General features: G+C 61.9%; 17 protein-coding genes. 7 read left to right on the plus strand and 10 right to left on the minus strand.

All coding sequences use genetic code 11. The features are described from left to right. The first annotated feature begins 195 nt into the window (after positions 1 to 195). Complete coding sequence (locus FG91_RS14895; protein WP_052187650.1) at positions 196 to 1,536, plus strand: spinster family MFS transporter; 1,341 nt, start codon at positions 196 to 198, stop codon at positions 1,534 to 1,536. A gap of 63 nt (positions 1,537 to 1,599) precedes the next feature. Continuing rightward, complete coding sequence (locus FG91_RS14900) at positions 1,600 to 4,278, plus strand: TonB-dependent receptor (protein ID WP_081940619.1); 2,679 nt, start codon at positions 1,600 to 1,602, stop codon at positions 4,276 to 4,278. 178 nt (positions 4,279 to 4,456) lie between these two features. On the opposite strand, the gene FG91_RS14905 is transcribed toward FG91_RS14900, so the two are convergent. Beyond that, the gene (locus FG91_RS14905; RefSeq protein ID WP_037516351.1) at positions 4,457 to 5,842 is read right to left on the minus strand and encodes a nicotinate phosphoribosyltransferase; all 1,386 of its coding nucleotides are present in this window, start codon (positions 5,840 to 5,842) and stop codon (positions 4,457 to 4,459) included. 50 nt (positions 5,843 to 5,892) lie between these two features. After that, positions 5,893 to 6,957 carry a bifunctional nicotinamide-nucleotide adenylyltransferase/Nudix hydroxylase gene (locus FG91_RS14910; protein WP_037516352.1) on the minus strand — a complete coding sequence of 355 codons (1,065 nt, stop codon included), beginning with the start codon at positions 6,955 to 6,957 and terminating at the stop codon, positions 5,893 to 5,895. A gap of 167 nt (positions 6,958 to 7,124) precedes the next feature. Here FG91_RS14910 and FG91_RS14915 point away from each other — a divergent pair, with 167 nt between their 5' ends. Further along, complete coding sequence (locus FG91_RS14915; RefSeq protein ID WP_235212057.1) at positions 7,125 to 7,733, plus strand: NUDIX hydrolase; 609 nt, start codon at positions 7,125 to 7,127, stop codon at positions 7,731 to 7,733. A 168-nt stretch (positions 7,734 to 7,901) separates the two neighbouring features. On the opposite strand, the gene FG91_RS14920 is transcribed toward FG91_RS14915, so the two are convergent. The 6 genes from FG91_RS14920 to FG91_RS14940 all read right to left on the minus strand — a co-directional run bounded on the left by FG91_RS14920 (position 7,902) and on the right by FG91_RS14940 (position 14,755). After that, positions 7,902 to 8,945 carry a nuclease gene (locus tag FG91_RS14920; protein WP_235212058.1) on the minus strand — a complete coding sequence of 348 codons (1,044 nt, stop codon included), beginning with the start codon at positions 8,943 to 8,945 and terminating at the stop codon, positions 7,902 to 7,904. After that, positions 8,914 to 10,152: a YdcF family protein gene (locus FG91_RS14925; RefSeq protein ID WP_235212059.1), complete on the minus strand. Its 1,239-nt coding sequence runs from the start codon at positions 10,150 to 10,152 to the stop codon at positions 8,914 to 8,916. The genes FG91_RS14920 and FG91_RS14925 overlap by 32 nt, the downstream gene beginning before the upstream one ends. A 26-nt stretch (positions 10,153 to 10,178) precedes the next feature. After that, positions 10,179 to 12,629 (minus strand): TonB-dependent receptor, encoded by a 2,451-nt coding sequence (locus tag FG91_RS14930; protein WP_200878469.1) that lies wholly within the window; start codon positions 12,627 to 12,629, stop codon positions 10,179 to 10,181. A gap of 547 nt (positions 12,630 to 13,176) precedes the next feature. After that, entirely contained in the window at positions 13,177 to 13,470 is a 294-nt protein-coding gene (locus FG91_RS21825) for a hypothetical protein (RefSeq protein ID WP_200878470.1), read from the minus strand. 121 nt (positions 13,471 to 13,591) lie between these two features. Then, the gene (locus tag FG91_RS21515; RefSeq protein WP_037516356.1) at positions 13,592 to 13,942 is read right to left on the minus strand and encodes a type IV toxin-antitoxin system AbiEi family antitoxin domain-containing protein; all 351 of its coding nucleotides are present in this window, start codon (positions 13,940 to 13,942) and stop codon (positions 13,592 to 13,594) included. A 324-nt stretch (positions 13,943 to 14,266) separates the two neighbouring features. Then, positions 14,267 to 14,755 carry a winged helix-turn-helix transcriptional regulator gene (locus FG91_RS14940; protein ID WP_037516358.1) on the minus strand — a complete coding sequence of 163 codons (489 nt, stop codon included), beginning with the start codon at positions 14,753 to 14,755 and terminating at the stop codon, positions 14,267 to 14,269. A gap of 64 nt (positions 14,756 to 14,819) precedes the next feature. On the opposite strand from FG91_RS14940, the gene FG91_RS14945 reads away from it, so the two are divergent. Together FG91_RS14945 and merB are read left to right on the plus strand one after the other, a co-directional pair. Continuing rightward, a complete protein-coding gene (locus tag FG91_RS14945) occupies positions 14,820 to 15,347 on the plus strand; it encodes a MaoC/PaaZ C-terminal domain-containing protein (RefSeq protein WP_052187656.1) in 528 nt (175 codons plus the stop codon). Continuing rightward, the gene (gene merB / locus FG91_RS14950) at positions 15,341 to 16,006 is read left to right on the plus strand and encodes an organomercurial lyase (protein WP_037516360.1); all 666 of its coding nucleotides are present in this window, start codon (positions 15,341 to 15,343) and stop codon (positions 16,004 to 16,006) included. Before FG91_RS14945 ends, merB begins: the two co-directional genes overlap by 7 nt. 99 nt (positions 16,007 to 16,105) lie before the next feature. Here merB and FG91_RS14955 read toward each other — a convergent pair whose 3' ends face one another. Continuing rightward, positions 16,106 to 17,413 (minus strand): protoporphyrinogen/coproporphyrinogen oxidase, encoded by a 1,308-nt coding sequence (locus FG91_RS14955; RefSeq protein ID WP_161785664.1) that lies wholly within the window; start codon positions 17,411 to 17,413, stop codon positions 16,106 to 16,108. A 326-nt stretch (positions 17,414 to 17,739) separates the two neighbouring features. Here FG91_RS14955 and FG91_RS14960 point away from each other — a divergent pair, with 326 nt between their 5' ends. Beyond that, complete coding sequence (locus FG91_RS14960) at positions 17,740 to 18,156, plus strand: RidA family protein (RefSeq protein WP_037516364.1); 417 nt, start codon at positions 17,740 to 17,742, stop codon at positions 18,154 to 18,156. Positions 18,157 to 18,233: 77 nt separating this feature from the next. On the opposite strand, the gene FG91_RS14965 is transcribed toward FG91_RS14960, so the two are convergent. Beyond that, positions 18,234 to 18,902, minus strand: a complete 669-nt coding sequence (locus tag FG91_RS14965; protein ID WP_161785665.1) for a TetR/AcrR family transcriptional regulator — start codon at positions 18,900 to 18,902, stop codon at positions 18,234 to 18,236. Positions 18,903 to 19,425: 523 nt separating this feature from the next. Here FG91_RS14965 and FG91_RS14970 point away from each other — a divergent pair. Next, the gene (locus FG91_RS14970; RefSeq protein ID WP_037516367.1) at positions 19,426 to 20,703 is read left to right on the plus strand and encodes an MFS transporter; all 1,278 of its coding nucleotides are present in this window, start codon (positions 19,426 to 19,428) and stop codon (positions 20,701 to 20,703) included. The last annotated feature ends 120 nt before the right edge of the window (positions 20,704 to 20,823 follow it).

Below are 20,823 nucleotides of genomic sequence, written 5' to 3' on the forward strand. Positions count from 1 at the left end.
AAAGGAAAAGAGGCGGACTTCCTGAATGCCGTCCACATCATGACCGTCAACGCCAGGGCGTGACATGGCCGCGACACTGAGCTGCGGCCCCCAAATGGTAATGGCCGGATGATGCCGGGCGGCGCATCGGCCCCATTAAATGATCGCTGGAATGCGAGGCCCGGGACCATCGATGCCCGGGAATCAGGGGGGCATATGCACGAACAGCGTAACGACGCGGGCACGTCATTGACGGGAGCACAGGCGCATTTCGCGCTTGCGGTGTTCCTTCTCGCTTATGTCCTGTCCTTCGTTGATCGCCAGATACTGAGCCTGATGGTCGATCCGATCCGCCGCGATCTGGGGATCAGCGATCTACAGATCGGGCTGCTCCAGGGCGCAGCCTTTGCGCTGCTCTATGCCATGCTGGGGGTGCCGATCGGGATGCTCGCCGATCGCCTGGTTCGGAAGCGCATCATCGCCTTGGGCGTGGCGTTCTGGAGCGTCGCCACCGGGCTGTGCGGCTTTGCCGGAAGCTATACGACCTTGTTTCTCGCACGCATGGGGGTTGGTCTTGGCGAGGCAGCCCTGTCGCCGACCGCGCATTCCTTTCTGAGCGACGCCTTTCCTCCCGCCAGGCTCGCGCGGGCGATGGCGATCTATTCGCTTGGCATCACGCTGGGCGGGGGGGCGGCGTTCATGATCGGCGGAAGCGTCATCGATCTGGTCGCGCGCAGTGGAGCGACCACGCTGCCGCTGCTCGGTACGCTCAAATCCTGGCAGCTCGCCTTTCTGATCGTGGCGCTGCCTGGATTACTGATCGCGCCGCTTGTCATGCTGGTCACCGAGCCGCGCCGCCGCGGCGCGGTGCTGGCGCCCGATCTCGGGCCCGATCGCCCGACGCTCGCCACGGTGCTGCGCTATGTGACATCCAACTGGCGCGCCTTCGCGCCGATCTACTTCACCTCGTCGCTGCTCGGCATTCTCGGCTATAGTATGATGAGTTGGTACCCGACGCTGCTCATCCGTTCCTTTGGCCTCTCGCCGGGTGAAGCGGGGCATTATGTCGGGCTGATCTACCTCCTTCTCGGCAGCGCGGGCTCGATCACCGGCGGACTGCTCGCCGAAAGGCTGGCAGCCCGCGGCCGACACGACGCAAACCTGCGCGTCGTCGCAATCGTGTCGGGTGCAGTGGTTCTACCCGCGGTCGCAGCACCGCTGATGGACAGCCTGCCCGCGATGCTCCTGTTCTTCGCGCCCGCGACCTTCCTGCAAAGCGGCTTTTTCGGCGCGTCGACTGCGGCGATACAGTTGACGACGCCCAACAAGATGCGTGCGACCAATGCCGCGCTCTTCCTTCTCGCCAACAATCTCATCGGCCTGTCGCTCGGCGCCGCGATCGTGCCGCTGATCGATCATCTGTTCTTTGGAGGGAATAATCTTGGCGCCGCGCTCGCGGTCATCGCGGGCGCCGTCTGCCCGCTGAGCCTGATGCTCGCGTGCTGGGGGCTCACGCCATACCGCGCACTCGTCGTCCACAACATGACGACCTCCTGAGTTTCGCGGAAGGGCGTCCGCCTTCCCCGCCGATCTCGACCAATTTCAACAGGGAGAAATAATATGAGAATTGATAATCTGCGCCGTGCCGCCTTGTGCGGATGCGCGCTGGCGCTGGTGCATGCCGCCCCAGTGCTTGCACAGGATGCCGCCGTGACGGAAGCAGCTGCCCCCGAGGCGGCCGCACCCGACGAAGGCGGCGAGATTGTCGTCACCGGCTCGTTGATCCGCCAGTCTTCGATCCCCTCGCCGGTCGATATCGTCGATGCGGGCCAGATCGCCACGCGCGGCATTGCCAACCCCGCCGAACTGGTACGCGCGCTTCCCGCCAATGCGGGTTCCGAAGCGCAGGTCGATCAGCTCAATCAGCCGCTGACGTCGGGCACCGCGCAGTTCAACCTGCGCAATCTTGGACTGGGCTCGACGCTGGTGCTGCTCAATGGCCGCCGGCAAACACTCAGCGCAGTGGCCGCGACCGATGGCAGCACCTTTGTCGACATCAACTCGCTCGTCCCGCTAATCGCGCTCCAGCGCGTCGAAGTCGTCAAGGACGGTGCCGCGGCAACCTATGGCTCGGACGCGGTGGCAGGCGTCGTCAACTTCATCACGCGCAGCCGTGTCGAGCGTCCCGAAATCTCTGGACGCTACCTCAGCATGGATGGCGCCCATCAGTTGACGCTTCAGGGCATCGCCGGTCTTGAGCTTGCGGGCGGCGACCTCATACTCGCAGCATCCTATTTTTCGAGCAGCCGCCTTGGCACCAATGAGCGCAGCTTTTCGCGTGCCAGCACCTTCGGGCGCCCGTCCTGGCATTCGGTTTCAAGCTTTGGTCAACCTGGCTCCTATTTCGTCCCGAGCCTCGGCCGCTTCGCACCCGACCCCAATTGCACCAATGCGGCATTTCCGGACAGCTATCGCAATTCGCCGGCCGACACTTTCTGCCGCTATGACTTCTCGGAATCCTTCGATCTGCTGCCCACCGAGCGGCGTGCACAATTCTACGGATCCTATGAGGTGGATCTGACCGATGCGGTAAAGCTCAACCTCGAGGCCGCCTATACCAACACCTACTCCAAGGTGCGCGCATCGCCCTCCTTCCCGATCCTGACCGTATCGCCGCTGGTTCCGGCCACGCATCCCGACAATCCGTTCGGCCAAGCCGTCCGCTTCCGTGGCCGCCTGCTTGGCAGCAACTATGGCTCGTCGATCTCGACCTTCAAATATGACACGTTCCGCGTGGCAGCGGGGCTCGAGGGCAAATTTGCCTTCGGCTGGAACTGGAACATTGATGCCGGCTACAGCCAGCAGAATGTGCAATATGACAAGCCCGACACGCGGGCGACAGCGCTCCAGAATGCGCTCAATGGCCTTGGCGGCACGGGCTGCAATCCTGCTACTGGTACGCCCGGCGTCGGCCCCTGCCAATATTATAACCCGTTCGGTTCGGCGCAGCTGGGCACGGGCACCGCGAACAGCCAGGCGCTGATCGACAGCCTCATCGGCCTGACCGACCTGCATGGCAAGGCCTCGCTTGTCACGATCGAGGGCGTGACCACTGGCGACGTTTTCGACTGGGCGGGCGGCACCGTCGCGGCGGCCGTCGGCGCACAATATCGCCGCAACCATTTCCGCCACGACTGGGGCGCCGATGTCAATGCGGGGGAACTGATCACGCTCGGCCAGGCACCCGACTTTTCGGGCAATCAGGAAACCGTGTCGGTCTTCGGTGAGGTCAAGGTGCCGTTCGGCGAGATTCTCGAGCTCCAGCTTTCGGGACGCTACGAGAAATATATCGACAGCTTCGGCAACTTCAGTCCCAAGGCGGCGCTGCTCTTCCGCCCCTTCGATGCGCTGTCGCTCCGCGCCTCCTATGGCAAGGCGTTCCGTGCGCCTTCGATCTACCAGTTGGTCGCGGTGCAGGCGGGCCAGCCTTCGGTGAGCGATGGCGGCATCTTTGTCTTCGCCAATACCCAGACCTTCGGCAATCCCGATCTGAAGCCCGAAAAGTCCGACAGCTACAATATCGGCGCGACGCTCCGGCCGCTTCAGGGGCTCGAGTTCAACGTCGATTTCTATGGCTTCGACTATTCGAACCTGATCGTGAAGGAGAACCCGCAACCGATTATCGATCAGGCTCGGGCGGACACCGCGGCGGGTCTTGTCGGTACGCCCGCGCAGCTCAAGGTGAAACGCGACGTGCTCGGCAACCTCCAGCTCGTCAAGCTCGACTTCATCAACGCCTCCTCGGTCAAGACCGAAGGCATCGACGTGTCGGGTCGTTATCGCTTCGACACGGGGATCGGCGCGTTCGAGGCCAATGCCGCCTGGACGCATATCCGCAATTATCGCGTCCGCCTGTCGCCCGGCGGGCCCGTGATCAACGGTGCGGGCAGCGTCAACTTCAACAACCTCGGCCGTTCACTGCCGCGCAATCGCGTCGAGTTTGGCCTTGGCTGGACGCTCGAGAACCACCAGCTCCAAGCATTCGGCCATTATGTGAGCGGCTACACCAATGATCGCTCGGGGATCACCGACCGCTCGATCAAGGCACAGACGACCTTCGATCTGCAATATAATCTGACGCTCGAAGGTCTGCTGGGCGCGCCGACCAAGCTGACGCTGGGCGCGATCAACCTCGCCGATAAAAAGCCGCCGGTCGCACAGCTCAACCTGGGCTTCGACCCCATCGTCCACGACCCGCGCGGGCGGGTGCTCTACATCGGCGTAAGCCAAGGCTTCTGAAGATAAGATGTGTTCAGAGCCGGCGCGGCAAGCCCGGCTCTGAACCGCTTCCCAAATGGGCAATCCGGCTCGATTGCATCAGCCCTGCCACCATCCCGGGCGAATGGCCGACTACGGACTGTCGGCTTTCGGGACCAAGGCGCCAAAAACCGACATCCAGTAAAAGATCGACCAGCCGTTATCGGCCCTCCGACCGCGCACGCACCGCATCGAAGTCGTGCCGCACCAGCAGTTCGCCGTTGCGCCACACCGGCACCAGCAGATCCTCGCCTGCCGCCACGGCATCGAGCCTCGCCGCGACCATGCGCCCTTCGCGCATCACCACTGCCTGCCGCCCGGCCTTGCTCGCCTTGCCGGGGTCGGTGCTCGGCATCTTGAACACGTCGCGCCATTCGCCGCAATCGTCCTGCATCGCATTCGCCTTCATTGCGAAGCGCAGCGTGTCGCGGTTCACATGCTGGAGCATGCCGCCGCCCATACCGAAGGCGATATTGTCGATCGCAAACCCCTCCTCGATCATTCGCGCGACGAGCCTGCCGATGCTGTCGAGCGTCATCCCGTCGCCCTGGATCACGCGGACATGCGGGTCGAGCACGCGATAGCCTTTGCCGTTCACATGGCCGCCGAACTTCTCCCACAATGTCTTGACCGTGCGCAGCGGCGTCTCGATCGGGTCGCCGCTGTCGGGCCGCACGACGAGCGTGCCTTGCCGCGCCAGCACCTTCTCGCGCAGGCTGCCGCCCCAGATGTCGGCGACCGCCACATCGAGGTCGTAGCTGTCGGAAACGACCGCAACGATCCGCCCCTCGCCCTCGAACCGATCGAGCATGTTGCGATAGGCGGCTTCCTCGCGGTCGCGGCCCCAGCTCGTCATCGTGCTGTGCTCGGCGGCGGGGATGGAAAAGCCCGCCATGTCGGCGCCATAGTAACGCCGCGCCGCGACGAGCGCCTCCATCGTGTCGGTGCCCTGGAAATTGACGAGATGGGCCAGCCCGCCAAGCCCCGCGCTCTCTGCCGAGGACACACCGCGCGCGCCGAAGTCGTGGAGCTTGAAAGGCAATTGCCCCTCGACGTCGTCGGACGTCTTCTCCAGCCCGGCACGGATCACCTGCTTGCACTTCCAGCTCAGCGTCGCGACCGTCGTCGGATACCAGATCGCGCGCAGCATCGCCGTCTCGATGAAGGTCGTGAGCCAGGGCATGCGCGGGTCGGTATTCTGAACCTGCACCAGCGGCACGCCGGCGGGCACGATCGCGCCTTCGGGCAGCGCCTTGATCTCGAGCGGCAGATAGCCGCCATGATCGGTTACGATCGCTTCCCACGCGGCGCGGTTGAACGGCACGCCGTGCGCAAGACAAATCGCCTCGGCCTCGTCGATATCGGCGCCCGCGATCGGCTGGCTGAAATAATCAACCAGCAAGGGCTGGAGGCCAAGGAACACCAGCTCGTCGGAAAAGGGGTTCGGCCGCGCCTCGACATAGGCGCTGATCACGCGCGCCTCGGGCGGATATTGCAGGAAATGGCTCTGCTTGTAGCTATCGGTCGCCAGGATCGGGTTTTTCATGATGTGAACTCCTCACATTCTTGTTTGTCGGCGGGGCTCCCCCGCCGGGATTACAGGTCGGCCATTTCCTCGATGATCGACCAATGGTCCTCGAAGAACATTTCGGGGCCGAGGTCGCCGAGACGATACCAGCGCGCGTGCGCGGCATCGTCGCCGCCCTTGACCGCGAACAATTTCCGTCGCTCGGGCAGACGAAACAGGAAGGCGTGGGTGATAACGCGACCGCGCAAGGAGCGGTTCGGCGCATCGAACACCCGCGTGCGGTGATCTTCGATGAAGCTGCCGAGCATCGCGGGCGGGATCTGCCCCTTGCCGTCGCTGATCCCCGTTTCCTCGCGCAGTTCGCGGATAGCGGCGTCGCGGATCCGCTCGCCGGCATCGACGAAACCGCCGGGCAGTGCGAGCAGCCCCATACCGGGCAGCCGTCCACGCTCCACGAGCAGGATGTGCCCCGACTGGACGACCACCGCATCGGCGGTAACGAACGGCCCCTTGCCCCATTGCGTCGGATAGGCGGCGAGATATTCGCTTTCTTCGAGCAGGGTGCGGAACGTTTCGCCGAGCTTGAACGCATCGAGCCATGCCGCGACGTCCACCGTCAGGATCGACGCCGGCACTTCGGGGATGCGCTGAAAATATCGCCGCCGCACGTCAGTCGAACTGAAAGTCCCGTACTGGCTGTCGATCTGGATATTGTCCCACTCGGGAAACAGGCGGAGATAATAGGAGGATGCATCCTTGCCGTATCCCGTCAGCGCGACCTTGAAGTCCGCAAGCCCGTGGCTGCCAAAGCCGTGCCCATTGCCGACGTCGAGGACGATGCGGTTTACGCGCCGCTGCACTTCGGTCACCCAGGCGGTGTCCGAATAGAGATGGTCGTCCAGAGGCTCGACGATCAGTCGCTCCTCGGCCATCTCGTGGCGGAAGGCGGCGCGCAGCATCGCAGCGCGCTCGTCGAAGGTGAAGGGATTGCGCGGGTCGCGCGCGACATTTGCCGAACCAACGAGGACGATCAGCCGCTCGACCTGCGTCAGCGCCTGCCGGATGACATGTTCATGCCCGATATGCAGCGGCTGGAAGCGTCCGATGAAGACGCCGAAATCTGTCTGTTTCATCGCTCGAGACTCCCTCGATCCGTTATTCGCCCCGGCCTCCCCGGCGCGATCCGCCTGCTGATTCGCTGGCAATGCGATACTTATATTCATTTGACATATATCTAGTCAAGATATAAGTTGTCGCCATGCCCGGCAAATGTGATCCCGCCGACTTTCCGCCGCTCGCCGTGACGGTCGATCTCGTGCTGATGACAGTGCACTGCGGCCGTCTGGCGGTCCTGTTCCAGCGCCGCAGCCAGGCGCCACATGAAGGCGACTGGGCGCTTCCTGGTGGCTTCGTGGGTGTCGCCGAAAGCCTCGATGCGGCGGCGCAACGCATCCTCGCAGACAAAGCGGGCCTTTCGCATGCGTGGCTCGAACAACTCTACAGCTTCGGCGACCCGGCCCGCGACCCGCGCATGCGTATCGTCACCATCGCCTATTTCGCGCTACTCCCTGCCACCAATCTCACCGCCGCGCTCGACCGCCGCGACGACCTCTCGCTGGCACCGATCGACGCACTCCCCGATCTCGCGTTCGACCACACAGCCATCGTCGGTCACGCCATCCAGCGCCTGCGCGGCAAGCTAGATTATGCGCCCGTCGCCTTCGCACTGCTCCCGCCGCTTTTCACGCTGCGCGCATTGCAGGACGTCCATGAAGCGATCCTCGGCACAACGCTCAACAAGCCGGCCTTTCGCCGCCGCATGCTCGACAAGGGTTGGATCGAAGGAACCGGCGAACGAGAGGAAGGGAGTGCCTTCCGGCCCGCGGAACTCTTCAAGATCAAACCCTGACTGGCCGCCCCATCGCCGGTTATGCGTCGCTGCGCCAGACGGGCGTTCGTTTTGCGGTGCGCCGTTCAAGCCGCGAAGCTTCAGGCCATCCCGACCCATCCGACCCTGACACCGGCCAATAGTACTAGAGCATCAATTGCTCCTATGACGCGCACAGGCTGACCGCGCTCAATGACTTGGCGCAGAACCAGTTGCCCGATTGTAGCGAGGATTTGCAGGATCAAGCGGGGACGGAACCACCTGAGCGGACGGTTCGGCGCTCTCGGTCCATGCGCGGTAGATCATGTCCCGCAGCATCTCAGCGCCTGCTGCCGCCCGGCTGTAGACCAGGGCCCGCGCGTCCCGATCCTCCGGATTGGTAAAGCCATCCCTCTTCTCGAGGATGTAGACGGCTTCCATATGGCTCCCCGCCTCGTCGAGGAAGGAGAGGACAGCTTCGAACAAATCGCCTCGCTGCCGGCCCGGCGCGCTGATCCGGTCGGCGAGATTCTCTGGCTCCAGCGCGATCGCATCGACGAACTGGCTCTCAAAACGGCCATGGATGCTTCGGTCGGTCGTATAGTTTTTCGGATTGGCGCCCAGCCATCCATCGCTGTTGACCGAAGCGTGGAGCGGTTGCGAACCGTCGCCGATATAATGCCCAAGGCGCGCAACCTGATAGGCGCAGTTCTGTTCCGGCACACTGGCGTCAGCACCCGCTGTTTGCGCAGCGCGAATCTGCCGCATGCAAACGACAAGGCGCCCATAGCTTTCCATTGCCGCATAGGGCAGCGTGCCGGTCCAGCGCACGTTGGTCCGCTTGGCCTGCTCCGGATCGCGGTCCTTGATCCGCAGATACTCGTCATGCACGGCTAGGATAAACTCGTAGCGCGAGCGCGGGATGGGGCTCAAAAAAGCGAACTGCTCCTTGAACCATCCATGATTGGGATCTTCCTCGATCTTTGAAAAGGGCTCGGAGGCGTTGCGCCAGCTGTCGGGCATGGTCGAAGACGCCGCGATATAGTCGGTATATTTGTGAAGGAATACAGGACCGTCGGCGGGCAGCGCTGCGATGGCCGCCCTGTCGATGGCTGCGTGGGCGCGTTCGCCCCAGCCGAGGGCGGGGACAGGAACGGCGGCGCACGCGGCCGCGGCGAAAGCGAATAGGAAATGACGCACGGACTTTGCTCCGAACAGGAAGTCAGGGATCGAGCGGATCGGCCGGTTCGACATGGAACGCGACCGGGTCGGGTACGAAGCGCAGCGTGAAGCGATCGGGGCCTGGTGTCAGACGACCCGGCTGCACCCCCATTTCCTTCAGGTTGCGAAGCGCCAGTTCCTCGCCGCCGATATACTGGATCGTGCGATGGTCAGAGACGATCAGCGCCGGCCGATCCTCTGGAAAGCCGGCGGCGAGCAGAAGTCGCGCGCAGTTGCGCAGGTTGGTGGTGGTATGGCGCGCATGCGGCTCCATCAGGATGCGGTCGGCCGGAATGCCATATTGCGTGACCAGCAGGCGCTTCATCTCCACCGCTTCGTTGAACGGCGTGCGGTTGGGGTGCACATTGCCCCCTGATACGATGATGAAAGGGGCGAAACCGCGCGCGAACAGATCGGCCGCAATTGCCATGCGGATATGCCCCATCACGCCCGTGCGCGATTGCACGTCTTCCGGCCCATGGCCGAACACCAGCAGCGCGGTATAGGGCTTTGCGCGCCAGTTCATCCTGGCGACCGCCCGGGCCGTGTCGGCATTGTCGCCGCCCAGTAGCGGCCGGTAGCTGCCCGCCTCGATACGCTCGTTCATCTGGAGCAGGCCAACCGCGTAACGCAACGACGGGTCGAAGAAAAGGTCATCGGCCTTGGCCTGCGCGGCTGTGGCGACGCCGTGCGTACTCAGCACATCGGCCATCTTGGGGTCGGCAATATTGAAGATGATGGAGTCGATAACGGGATAACGCGGCGGTACCCCTTTGGCATAGACGGCAATGACCTGGTTCACCGCTGCCGCCGTTTCGGCCCAGGCCGTGGCGACAAGATCCGCATCGGACAGTGCCGCATGGCCGGCGAAGCGCCCGGAAGCTCGCATTTGCCGCGTCACAAGCGCCTTGGCGCGCTTTTCATCGCTCATCATGAGCCGCAACCGCGCCTGCACCAGAGCGATGTCCGCCTCGGTCCATATCCACGCATCGGCCAGACATTGCGGAGACGGTACACAGGTGTTGTCCGGCACCCGCGCGGCGCGCGCGGCTGCAAGTTCAACCAGAACGGGATCGTCACGCAGCGCCTGCGCCCAACCTGGCGCCGTTCGCATCATTGCGAACAGCGGAAAAATACGGGTCGCCAGCGTGTCGGCAAAGGGTGATGCGTAGCCGGCGGGATCCTGCGCCGCCGCCATTCCCGGATGAAGGGACGAGGCGACGGCGAGGCAGATGCTCAAGGCTGTGGTGCGAATTGCGCGCACCCTTACCAGCTGCGGCTGAGGATAAAGCGGAAGCTGCGGCCGAACAAAGGCCGTCCATAGATCGCATCGCTCGCGCCCTGACCGGCGAGCTGGTCGGTCCGCGGGTTCCCCTCGGTCAATCCCTTGGCGTTGGTTAGATTGTCACCAACCACCTGGAAGCGCCAGTTGCCAAAGCTCGCCGACGCGCTTGCGCCGAACGTTTGATAAGCGGGCAACGCCGTCAGGTTGAAAAGGTCGACATAGCGGCGGCCCACCCATTCGTAACGTCCTGCGATCTCGACTTCGCCTCCGCCGACCGGGAAACGGACAGACGGACGCACATTGCCGAAGAACTTGGCCTCGCGGATGATCTGGTTGCCGTTCACTGCGGTCGGATCGGCGCCCGACGTGTTCGCGAGATTGCGATATTGGGGGTCGGCCCAAGTGACCGAACCGGCCAGTTCAAACCAGCTCACCGGCTTGATCCGGCCGTCAACCTCGACACCTTTTGCGACAGCCTCGCCGATGAACGGCACGGGCTGGTCGTTGCGGCCGGTCACCGGGTTGAACGCGATGAACGTCGCGTTGAAAGGATCGAACTTGGTGTAAAAGCCGGTGACGTAGAGGTAGTGCGGGCCGAAGCTGGCCTTGACGCCCAGTTCATACTGCCGCGCCTTGGTTTTGATGATTGTAGGGGCGGTGCTGGATACCACGCCCATCTGGGGCGGCACTTCCAGGTTCGAAACGCGACCGTAAGTGCCGAAATTGTCCGTGAAGTCATAATTGACGCCGACCGTCCAGTTGGTCGCCGAGGGTTTGAGCTTGTTCGAAACGATGGCCCCGCTGAAAGCACGGGTGGCATTGTCGGCCAGCGTCGTCGTATCGCCCAGATCAGCGGCGGTCGACAACAGCGCAAAGCCTTCATAGTCATACCATTCCTTGCGGATGCCGCCGTCGACCCGAAGTCCGTCGGTAATTTCCCAAGTATCATTGGCGTAGACGGCGACCATCTTCGCATCGGCCTCGCCCTGGTTCAGCGTGGTGGTGTATCGCAACACGCCGTTCTGGGTGACCGAGCCGAGCACGGCGCCCGTCGCAGAATAGGCGACAAGATCGATCGTGCGAGGCTGGCTCTGCACTTCGATCAGCATGTCCTGATAGGCCTGCAAGAGCGTATTGCCATAAGCCGCCCCATAAACGCCTACGCGCACGTCATGGGTGCCCAAGCCGGTCTCGAACTTGCGGGTAACACTGAGATCGGCCTGCCCCGAATAAAAGTCCGATTCGGAAACGCGATACTGGCCGGACATGATGAGGCCCGAAGCCGCGCCCGGATCATAAACGGTCGCGCCGTTGGTGCCGGCAACGGCATAGCCGAGCCGCGTCACATCAGCCCCGAAAGCGGTGCGAGCGGCAGTCAGATAGCTTGCCGCAAACGTGTTCGCGCTGACCGGGTTGGTGGTCGAATAGAAAGCGTCGAAGCTGCTCTTGCCTTTGGTGAATCCGCCCTTGACCGAAACCAGCCAATCATCGAAATCGCCTTCATATTGCAGGCCGACGTTGAAGAAGCGCATGTGCCGGCCATCGGCAAGATCCCGGTTCAAACCCTGCAGAACGCCAGCACCATCGCGATATTTGACGTTGACGTTGCGCAGCGCCGGCGAGTTCAGCGTACCCTTATGATAATCGATATAGGGATCGAGCGAGAGAGAGGGATTGCGCGGATCGGCGACCGGAATCGGAAGGTAGAAGATGTTGTGGTCGTTGGTATATTGCATCGATACCTTGACGAAGCCATTGTCGAGGTCGTGCTTCAGGTTGGCGCGGATCTGACCACCCTTGTCGCTGGGAAAGCCGCCGTCGCGATAGCCGTCATGCTGGCGCAGGAAGCCGCCAATGGCGAAATAGGTGCGCTCGCCGATCGGTCCCGACTGCATCGCGTCGAGCCGGTAGAGGCCGGTATCACCCAAGGTTAACTGGGCTTTGCCACGCGCATCGGGTCCACCCGACACGGTGATGTTATTGGCGATCGCTGCGGCGCTGCTGGCATAGATCGGCGCCGGACCGCCGCGCACGATTTCAACGCGCTCGGTCATCAGGTCAAAGCGGTTCATGCCTTCGCCGGAGTTGAAAAACACGCCGTCAATCTCATGATAGAGCGGCAGTCCGTCCTGCTGGAAGATCAGGTATCCGCGATCGGTAGGAATACCGCGGACGCGCGTGATGTTCTGCACTTCGCCGCCGGTCGCTTCGACCTGGATACCCGGAACGGTGCCGAGCAGATCGGCAAAATTCTTGGGCGCGATCCGCTGGACTTCGTCTTGTCCAAGGGAGTTCACTGCATAGGATACATCGAACCGGCGCTGGGCGCGGGCGCTTCCCGTCACGACGATGTCAGATTGCGCCGTCTCTTCTGCTTCCGTTTCCGGAGCAGCCGTTTGCGTTGCATCCTGTTCCGCAGCGATGCTGGGCATTGACCATGCGAGCGCGGTCAAAGAGGATAGCAGCGTCAGAGTGTAAGTCTTTTTATGTGCGAGTTGCATTGTCCGAGTCCCCTTGTGGAACTCGGCCGGTTAGGGGCGCTTCGCGTCAATGTGGTTACACGCTGTCTATTCAGATCCTGACATGAGCGGAAATTTTCCTGTCAGCGCATGCCTCGACGGATAGCGGGTTTCAGGAAAGTGCAAAGCGGGGCTGAGCGGCATAATTCAGGCGCAAAACGGTCACCAGCGCTTATCCCGAGAGCACGTGAGTTGAGTCAGGCGCGCCAATCCGGCGCTTGTCTGAAGGATGCTTATGATGACTTCGAAAGCCCCACCATTTCGCTATTTGCGTACACCCGAGGCTGCTCGGTTCCTCACCCTGTCACCGCGGACGATGGAGAAGCACCGGCTCTATGGGACCGGCCCGCGGTATCGAAAACTTGGCGGCCGCGTCGTCTACTCCATTCCGGATCTGCAGGATTGGGCAGATCAGAATATCCGTATCTGCTCATCCGATCACAGATCCGGCGCGTAACTCTTAATCCCCGTGAGCATGGTCACCATGCTCACGGCTTGCGCATTCGTCGATCAGCAGTTCGTCCAATATGTCACCGAACCATAATTCGAGAACATCGAGCATCTGAGGACTGATCGTTACGACTTCCGGGAGATCGGCAACAACGGTCCATTCCTCGGCACCCCGCCGCCTGTGCGCCGGGCCATAATAATCGAGCAGGTCATATTCGTCACGGCAATGTCGCTGCGCACGGCGTGACCGTCGATGATCTGATACTTCCACTCCATCGCCGCAGAATAGAAAACGCGTCAGCATTGTCGATGGCAGGCTTCGGACACGGGAGCGAAACAGGAAGCTTGCAGGCGTAGAGCAGTAACGCGTTGGGTAACGAATAGCCGCCATTCGGAGTAAAAATCGGACGGTTTGCAAAATTCCATCACCGCGAAACGCGAACCTCTTCCGGCTTGGTCACGTTGGAAGCGAGATCGGTCGCAGCCCGATAGACACCGTAGCGCACGCGAACGAGGAGCCCTTCGTTGCACATCATGAGAGGATATTGCCGGGGAATGCCGATCGCTTCCAAATCCTTTGTCCGGACCGTTCCGCGCTGTTTCGCCAACTCAATCGCACGCTCGCGCAATGACAAACGAGGCTCCGGTTTCGAGGTCTCGGCGGCCTTGAAAGCTACCTTCGCTGGAGTACTCCCATGTTTTTGAGGCTTTTCAATGTCTTCCGACCACAGGTCCTCGTGACTATAGTCGCCGGGGAGCCATTTCTTTCCAGACATACGAAAGACTACGCCAAAGCACTCTGGCTTTGCGCGACGTTTGCCGACGGCACTCCCCCGTATTCCGGGGCAGCGATGAGAAGAGCCTCAACTCTTATCGCAGAGCAGAATATCGTAGGTCGCCCCGACACTGCAACGGGGAAATCGACTTCGCGTAGGCTAGCGAAGAAATACAAGCCATAGAGCCGCCTAGCGCGCCCGTGGACACAGCAGCGTCGCCCTGTGGGGCTTCTCCGGTTACACTGGCGTAGCGTCCCAGGCCAACAAGCCGATGAACGACGTTCTGCTTTTGGCCGGTTGCGGACTGTCCAGCAAAAGCAGCCGTTAATCTGTCGGTGATCGCCTCCCCTCCCGCTCAGCAGCATAGCCCGATCCCATTGTGACCGCAGCATCCCGAGCGCCAATGGGCTGGCTGCAACCATCGCAAGACACAGAGAGCGACACTTCATGGCCGCAGGCCTTGTGTCTTATTATTAACGCGGGTTCGTCATCAATATTGTGGACCCAGCGCTCGCCCCAAGTTTTGAGGCCCAAGAGCACGGGGTAGAGGCCGAGACCTTTTTCGGTCAGACGATACTCATAGCGCGCCGGCCGTTCACTGTAGAGTTTACGAGCAATGACGCCCTCTTGCTCCAGCGATTTCAGTCTCACCGAAAGCAGATGCGGCGACATGCCCGTCTGGATCTGCAGGTCGTCAAATCTTCGCCCGCCGAGGAAAAGCTCTCGCAGCACGAGGATCGTCCATCTTTCGCCGACAACCGCAAGCGCGCCTGCGATTGGGCAAAGCGTGTCGCCGACATTCGACCAGGCCATATTGACTCCCTTCAATTATTGAAGCTACCATATGCGACGCCGACGGTAGGCTCAAGGAGTATTTATGACGGACCATGCTGGCGGGATCAGCGGGCGAGCACCTTTCTGGGATGACCTTGCGCCCGGATACTCCGTGGAAACCGGGGAAGCGGTTATCTCAGCGGAAGCGCTTCATGCGTTTGCCGCCGAATATGACCCTCAGCCACAGCACTTGGACGCAACCGCCGCCGGGCGAACGATATTAGGACAGGTCGTCGCGAGCGGTTGGCAAACCTTAGCAATGACGATGCGTCTCGTGGTCGATGCAAGGCTGCTTGGAGATACTCCGATAATCGCAGCCGAGTTCGGACGGACTCGCTTTCACGGCCCCGTGCGCGCCGGCGACCGGATCAAGGCCGACGCCAAGATTCTGAGTATTCGTCCGATGACATCACGCGACGATCGCGGATTTCTCGATATCGAGGTCGTGACGAGCACGACTGCGGGCACGGCGCTCATCACACAGCTCTGGACTCTCGTTGTACCACGCCGGCCCAAGCCGAACGGACCGACGAAACCGCTCGTTTCAAACCAGGAAGGACAATCATGCTGACCCCTGAACAATTGCAGGTGAGGACCGAACTGACGCGCGCTGTCGCCGAGCTGGGCCATGCGCCTAGTAACGCCGACTTGGCGGAGCGTGCCGGCCTCCCCGTTCCGGTCGTTGAAGCGGCGCTTCACGCACTGCACGAAGCCCATGCGCTGCTTCTTCATCCGGGAAAGACCGAACCTTGGGCCGTCCACCCGTTCGCCCTGTCGCCCGGCTCCTGCTGGGTCGAGACTGGAGACAAGGGTTACTGGGCGAACTGCGTATATTGCGGCTTCGGGATCGCGGCCGCCCTAGACGAGGATGCCACGATCTATACGCGCATCGGTGGCGAACGTGAGCCTGTAGAAATCCATGTCCGCAATGGCGAACTCGTCGAGCGGGACCTGCTGTTCCACCTCTCAACGCCGCCGCGGGCCTGGTGGGATAATGTGATCCATGCGTGCGCGAGTTTCCAGCCGTTCAGGACGGAAGCCGACGTCGAAGACTGGTGCGCTCGCCACGCCCTTCCCAAAGGCGCGGTCGTTCCGATGCCCACGATGTGGGCCTTCGCGCGCGACTGGTATGGGGACGCGATACGCAAGCCGTGGCGAAAAAGGTCCGCAGATGAGGTTCGGACGGTATTCGAGCGACATGGATTCACGTCGCCATTCTGGTCCGTCTAGGCCCAAATGAGTGGGTGTAATGGCCGGTTGAGACCCGCTGTATTTGGGTTCCAAACTTAGCGAAGCAGACGCCGGGCAAGTCTTTGCCCGGAGGCAGGCCTAAGCCAACTCCTTAAGGCCCAGCATAGCTCGCGCAGCGGCGCGTTTTCCCATGATAATTCCCGACTCTAGCGAGACGAGATTATAGTCCGCATTCGCATAGGACAGCCCGGCGTATCGAGCGGCGTCGTCACGGAACTCCAGAAGGCGCCGGCAGTCTCCGGGTGCGTGCCGCGAATAGCCCCATGCGTGACGGACCACCTCGTTGTGCTCGATCCATTCATGCGAAAGACCCGGATAAAAGAGCTTCAGTTCCTCGAAGGCCCGCCCGGCGATTTCCTCGTCGGACTTCGCGAGCATTTCAGGGGAGTCAGGATAGGCTGACCAGGCCGAGATGATGGCCTTGCCGCTCGGTACAAGAAACGGACGCGTCACCGTGTGGTTGATCGACAGGTTGAAGAAGCGCTTCTCGGGATAGGCAATGCCGAAGCTCACCCCTGCACTTCTGACCGGCCGGTCGAGGTGGAAAAAGGCCAGGGCCAAAGGGCTGTGATGAAAGTCGTCGAGAAGCGCCCTAGGGCGCGTGAACGCTTCCGGCGTGATGCGCGCCGCCGCATCGGGCGTCGTACAGAGTATGACGTGCCTTGCCTCCACGCTGCGTCCATCGGCCAGCTGTACGCCGACTACCGTATCGTCGCGGGTAAGGAGCCCGCTGACCTTGACATTGAGAACAACCGGCACTTGCTCGGCGAGCTTCTTGGGGAAGGACAGATTGCCTTGCCTGAAAGCAAAATGTTTCGGCTTCTTCAGGTGGCTGCGGAACATGCGTGTCGCGTCGAACAGGCTCAAATGATCGAGCGACGTCCCCGCATTGCCGTAGCACATCGGGCGCAGGACGAAGTCGCGGAACTTTTCGCCCGCCCACGCCAGCCCCTCATTCGCGGTCACATTGTCATATTCCTCAACGCAGGTTTCGAGATCGTAGGTCGGATAGGGTTTGCCGAGGGTTCCGAGCTGCAAGGTCGCGCGAGCAAGGTCAGCAGCGCCGCGCACGCCGAGAAGGCGCAGCAGATCGGTTTCGCCGTCGAGGACATGCGATCGGCCCTTCTTGTCGATATATTGATAGGCTTCCCGGCTTTCCTCGATCAGCTCGCCGCTCATTCCCAGTTCTTCGATCAGCGCCAACGCATTATCGTAGGTCGAGAGGAGATATTGCTGCCCGACCTCGACCTTGTCGCCGTTCCGCTCGCGCGTCATGATCCGGCCGCCGACGTGATCCGACGCTTCGAGGACCAGGACATTGCCCCCCGCTTTCTGGACGGCATAGGCGGTGGAAAGGCCGGTAATGCCCGCGCCGACGACGATCACATCGACTTTGCTGACTTCGGAAACGATCGGCATCCTCTACCCTCCTGATCTTCGAGAAGCGGGGCGTTTATCGAGGCGATTAACGGCGAGCAGATCGCCCCCCTCGGCGCCACCGCCACATCTTAAACATAACAATCGTTGTCTATTTGTCAAACGGGAAGCGGAGAGTGCGTTTTCGCCCGTCCCAGTCGGCTGGAACGATGCGCATATTTTTTACACAACATATGTTGCTATATTTATCCGATACCGATAGCTGACGACGGCAAGGCATCGCGTTCGATAATCCCGAGAGCCACTCGCGGCTCTCTTGCCAGAAGGACTGACAGATGAGTGCACCCGGCAAGAAGCAATCGTTCAATCCGCCCGGAACGCAGGCGTCGGCGGACAAATACCGGCTGTCGCAAGCGATGCGCGTCGGCGACATGATCTGGGTTTCAGGGCAGGTCGGCGTCACCGCCGAGCGGACGGTACCCGACGGCATCGAAGCGCAGACGCGCCTGACCTTTGAAAATCTGAAGAGAGTATTGGAATCGGCCGGCGCAACGCTCGACGATATCGTCGAGCTCACGCTGCTCCTGACCGACAACACAATCGATATGGCACCCTTTTACCGGGTGAAGGACGAGTATATCCGACCACCCTATCCGGCGATCACCGGCTTCGGCGTATCGAGCCTCGCCCTGCCCGGCCTGTTGCTGGAAGTTCGCGCGGTCGCCGTCGCGGGATCCGCAGCCAACAAATAGGCTGCCGATCGGGGGGCTCGCGTCGGAGATGCGGTGTCCGCTCGTTTCGGTACATGGGGCCGGCGCCTGACCGCCGCTCAGTTCGCGCGCGCGCTGTTCGCACCTTGTCCTTCCGCTCCGATAGCGACCCCGGCCGCGAGCAATGTCTCGAAATAATGCAGCATGACGGCTCTCTGACGGCTGGCGCCAAAAGTCTCGGGGCTGACGGTGCCATGCACCCCGACCCCTTCGAACAGGCAGAGCAGCGTGTCGGCCGCGAGGATCGGGTCGGTGTCCGCCCTTATGATCCCCCGCCCGATCAGCGACCGGATCATCATCGCCCACGCCTTGCGCCACCGATCGAAATCGGATGCGTAGTGCGCAGCTTTTTCGGGGTTCGGAAAGATATAGACCAGAAAGGCGAAGAAGACCTTCCACCCGTCGCGGCTTTCCTCGTCATGCGGCAGCGTTGATGTCAGTGCGTCGACGAGATCACCAATTTGCGTGTCGGCCGGAAAACGTCCGTCATATTTCCCGTACCGGGTCGCATGGAGGACAAGGTCGAGTATCTCCTCCTTATTGCGAAAATGGTGCGTCAGCACGCCCGTCGTCGTGCCGAGTTCACGGGCAATCGCACGCATCGATGCCTTGTCGAAACCTTCGCGCGCGATGACCCGCCGGGTCGCGCGCAGCACCTCGAGCCTCCGCTCCGGCGGAGCCGCATCCGTTTCGCGGCGCTGCAACTTGTCACTGACTTTCCCGGCCATAAAAATCTCCCCGTCGGTCATGCCGAATAAGCGATAGCGGCTGAGCACGGTCGCTGGCTCGCCGGCATGAAAGGCGATTCGCCGACAGCATTACAACTGTTGTCATATTGATGCGCCGAGTGGTTGGCAATCGCGGCCATATTTGCTCTGCGGAGGGCGAAGACGATTGAGAAACCCGAGAGATCATCGATCCTATAACACGGTTATACCACAATTTATCTGACATTCCACTAACGCGGCGCGCTCGACTCATGCGACCGCGATCCCGCGCCTTGACAAGAACGAGCCGCACCTCATAACAATGACAACTGTTGTTATTATAATTATCGCCGTAGTGAGCGGCGGGAGAGCGGACAATGCATCGTGCCGGTCGTCTCTATGGGAAATCGATGGCAAGAGCCGCGTCGCGGCTCCCGCTATGCCCCCGGTGCATGCGCGTGAATCTGAGACGGACCTGGGCGATGTCCCCAAGCCATGGGCTCGGACGTCATATCCGCACCGCTAGCGGTCGGAGCCTGCGATCATGACCGGACGGATGCGCATCCCGACATATGATTTCGGCTGGAACGTCGTTGCGGTTCTCTTCCTCTGCACCGCGTCGCTGATGGGCACGTCGATCTACGGCTTCATCATGATCGCCGACAGCATGGCGCGAACGCACGGCTGGTCCGATATGGCCGCAGGCGGCCTCGTATCCGCCATGTGGCTCATCGCGCCGCTTGCCCTGTTCAGCGCGCCCGCGATCGAGCGCTATGGCCCGTGGCGACTGATCGTCGCGGGTCTATTGATCCTTGCCCTTGCCTTTGCCGGCCTCGCGATCGCCACGGAGTTCTGGCAAGTCTACGCGCTCCGAGTCCTGATGGGGTTCGGCAAGGTCGCGATCATGACGTCGGTCCCCGTCGTCGTGACGCGCTGGTTCGACCTTCGTTTCGGGACCGCTATCTCGATCGTATGGGCAGGAGGCAGCGCAGGCGGAATCGCCGTGGCGCCGCTCGTCGAATATCTCGACCGCACCGCGGGCTTCCAGTTCACCACCCTGGCTCTTGCCAGCGGGATCGCCGCCGTCGCCATGCTCGCGGCCCTGACCGCACGTGCGAAGCCGACGCCGCGTGCCACGGCGGCCCCGGCTTCCAAGGCCGGGCATGGCACGGAACGCGGAGATGGCGCAGTCCGTCCTGCCGACGCGAGCCGGGCGATTATCGCCTGCATCGTGGTAGCGACGACCGCGCTGGGCTGCGCCAATGTGGCTTTCCTCGCACTGAAGCCGCAGCTTTTCGGAAGCTTCGGATTCGACTCCCATACGACGGCGCTGATCGTGGGGTTCAATGCCGCCGCGTCAATGACCGGGGCCCTCGCAATCGGCTGGCTGACCGACCGCTTCGGTCTCGCCTGGCCGGGCGTCGCAGTCGGGGGCGTGTACCTCGCCGGCATGACGACCTACCTTTTCCTCACCGCCGCGCCGTTGACGTCGGTGGCGGTAATCGCGGCGATGCTTGCCGGTCTCGGCGGCGGCGCGGCGGAAGTTCTCTGGATGGGCCTCCTCAAGCGCGAGGCGAGCGGCCTGCGCTTCCCTGTGGTCTACGGCGCCTGGTATTTCGCGATCCAGGTCGGTTACGCCGTCGGCGGCTTTGTCGGCGGGTGGGCGCTGGCCCATCTCGGTGCCGCCGGGTTCATCCTCGTGGCAGCGCTTGCGTTCAGCGCGACGCCGCTGTTCTCGACCTGGCGATCGATACGGCTGTCCGACTGGGGCACCGGGCGTCCGGCGCCACCCGCCGAACCACGGGTCGCCGCTCTCAAATAATATCATGACAATTGTTATTTTAACTGTAACACAGGTGCGCATTGAAAACATAACAACCGTCATGGAAATCCGTTCACGGGTCCGTGACCGCTCCTCAGGCGGGACGTGATGAAGCATCGA

The organism is Sphingopyxis sp. LC81 (assembly GCF_000756375.1).
In the GTDB taxonomy this organism is placed as follows: domain Bacteria; phylum Pseudomonadota; class Alphaproteobacteria; order Sphingomonadales; family Sphingomonadaceae; genus Sphingopyxis.

Excerpts from the sequence above, each read along its gene's own strand:
- FG91_RS14895 (WP_052187650.1), top strand. The coding sequence starts at position 196 with ATGCACGAACAGCGTAACGACGCGGGCACGTCATTGACGGGAGCACAG.
- FG91_RS14900 (WP_081940619.1), top strand. The coding sequence starts at position 1,600 with ATGAGAATTGATAATCTGCGCCGTGCCGCCTTGTGCGGATGCGCGCTG.
- FG91_RS14905 (WP_037516351.1), bottom strand. The coding sequence starts at position 5,842 with ATGAAAAACCCGATCCTGGCGACCGATAGCTACAAGCAGAGCCATTTC.
- FG91_RS14910 (WP_037516352.1), bottom strand. The coding sequence starts at position 6,957 with ATGAAACAGACAGATTTCGGCGTCTTCATCGGACGCTTCCAGCCGCTG.
- FG91_RS14920 (WP_235212058.1), bottom strand. The coding sequence starts at position 8,945 with ATGTCGAACCGGCCGATCCGCTCGATCCCTGACTTCCTGTTCGGAGCA.
- FG91_RS14930 (WP_200878469.1), bottom strand. The coding sequence starts at position 12,629 with ATGCCCAGCATCGCTGCGGAACAGGATGCAACGCAAACGGCTGCTCCG.
- FG91_RS21825 (WP_200878470.1), bottom strand. The coding sequence starts at position 13,470 with ATGCTGACGCGTTTTCTATTCTGCGGCGATGGAGTGGAAGTATCAGAT.
- FG91_RS21515 (WP_037516356.1), bottom strand. The coding sequence starts at position 13,942 with ATGTCTGGAAAGAAATGGCTCCCCGGCGACTATAGTCACGAGGACCTG.
- FG91_RS14940 (WP_037516358.1), bottom strand. The coding sequence starts at position 14,755 with ATGGCCTGGTCGAATGTCGGCGACACGCTTTGCCCAATCGCAGGCGCG.
- FG91_RS14945 (WP_052187656.1), top strand. The coding sequence starts at position 14,820 with ATGACGGACCATGCTGGCGGGATCAGCGGGCGAGCACCTTTCTGGGAT.
- merB (WP_037516360.1), top strand. The coding sequence starts at position 15,341 with ATGCTGACCCCTGAACAATTGCAGGTGAGGACCGAACTGACGCGCGCT.
- FG91_RS14960 (WP_037516364.1), top strand. The coding sequence starts at position 17,740 with ATGAGTGCACCCGGCAAGAAGCAATCGTTCAATCCGCCCGGAACGCAG.
- FG91_RS14965 (WP_161785665.1), bottom strand. The coding sequence starts at position 18,902 with ATGGCCGGGAAAGTCAGTGACAAGTTGCAGCGCCGCGAAACGGATGCG.
- FG91_RS14970 (WP_037516367.1), top strand. The coding sequence starts at position 19,426 with ATGACCGGACGGATGCGCATCCCGACATATGATTTCGGCTGGAACGTC.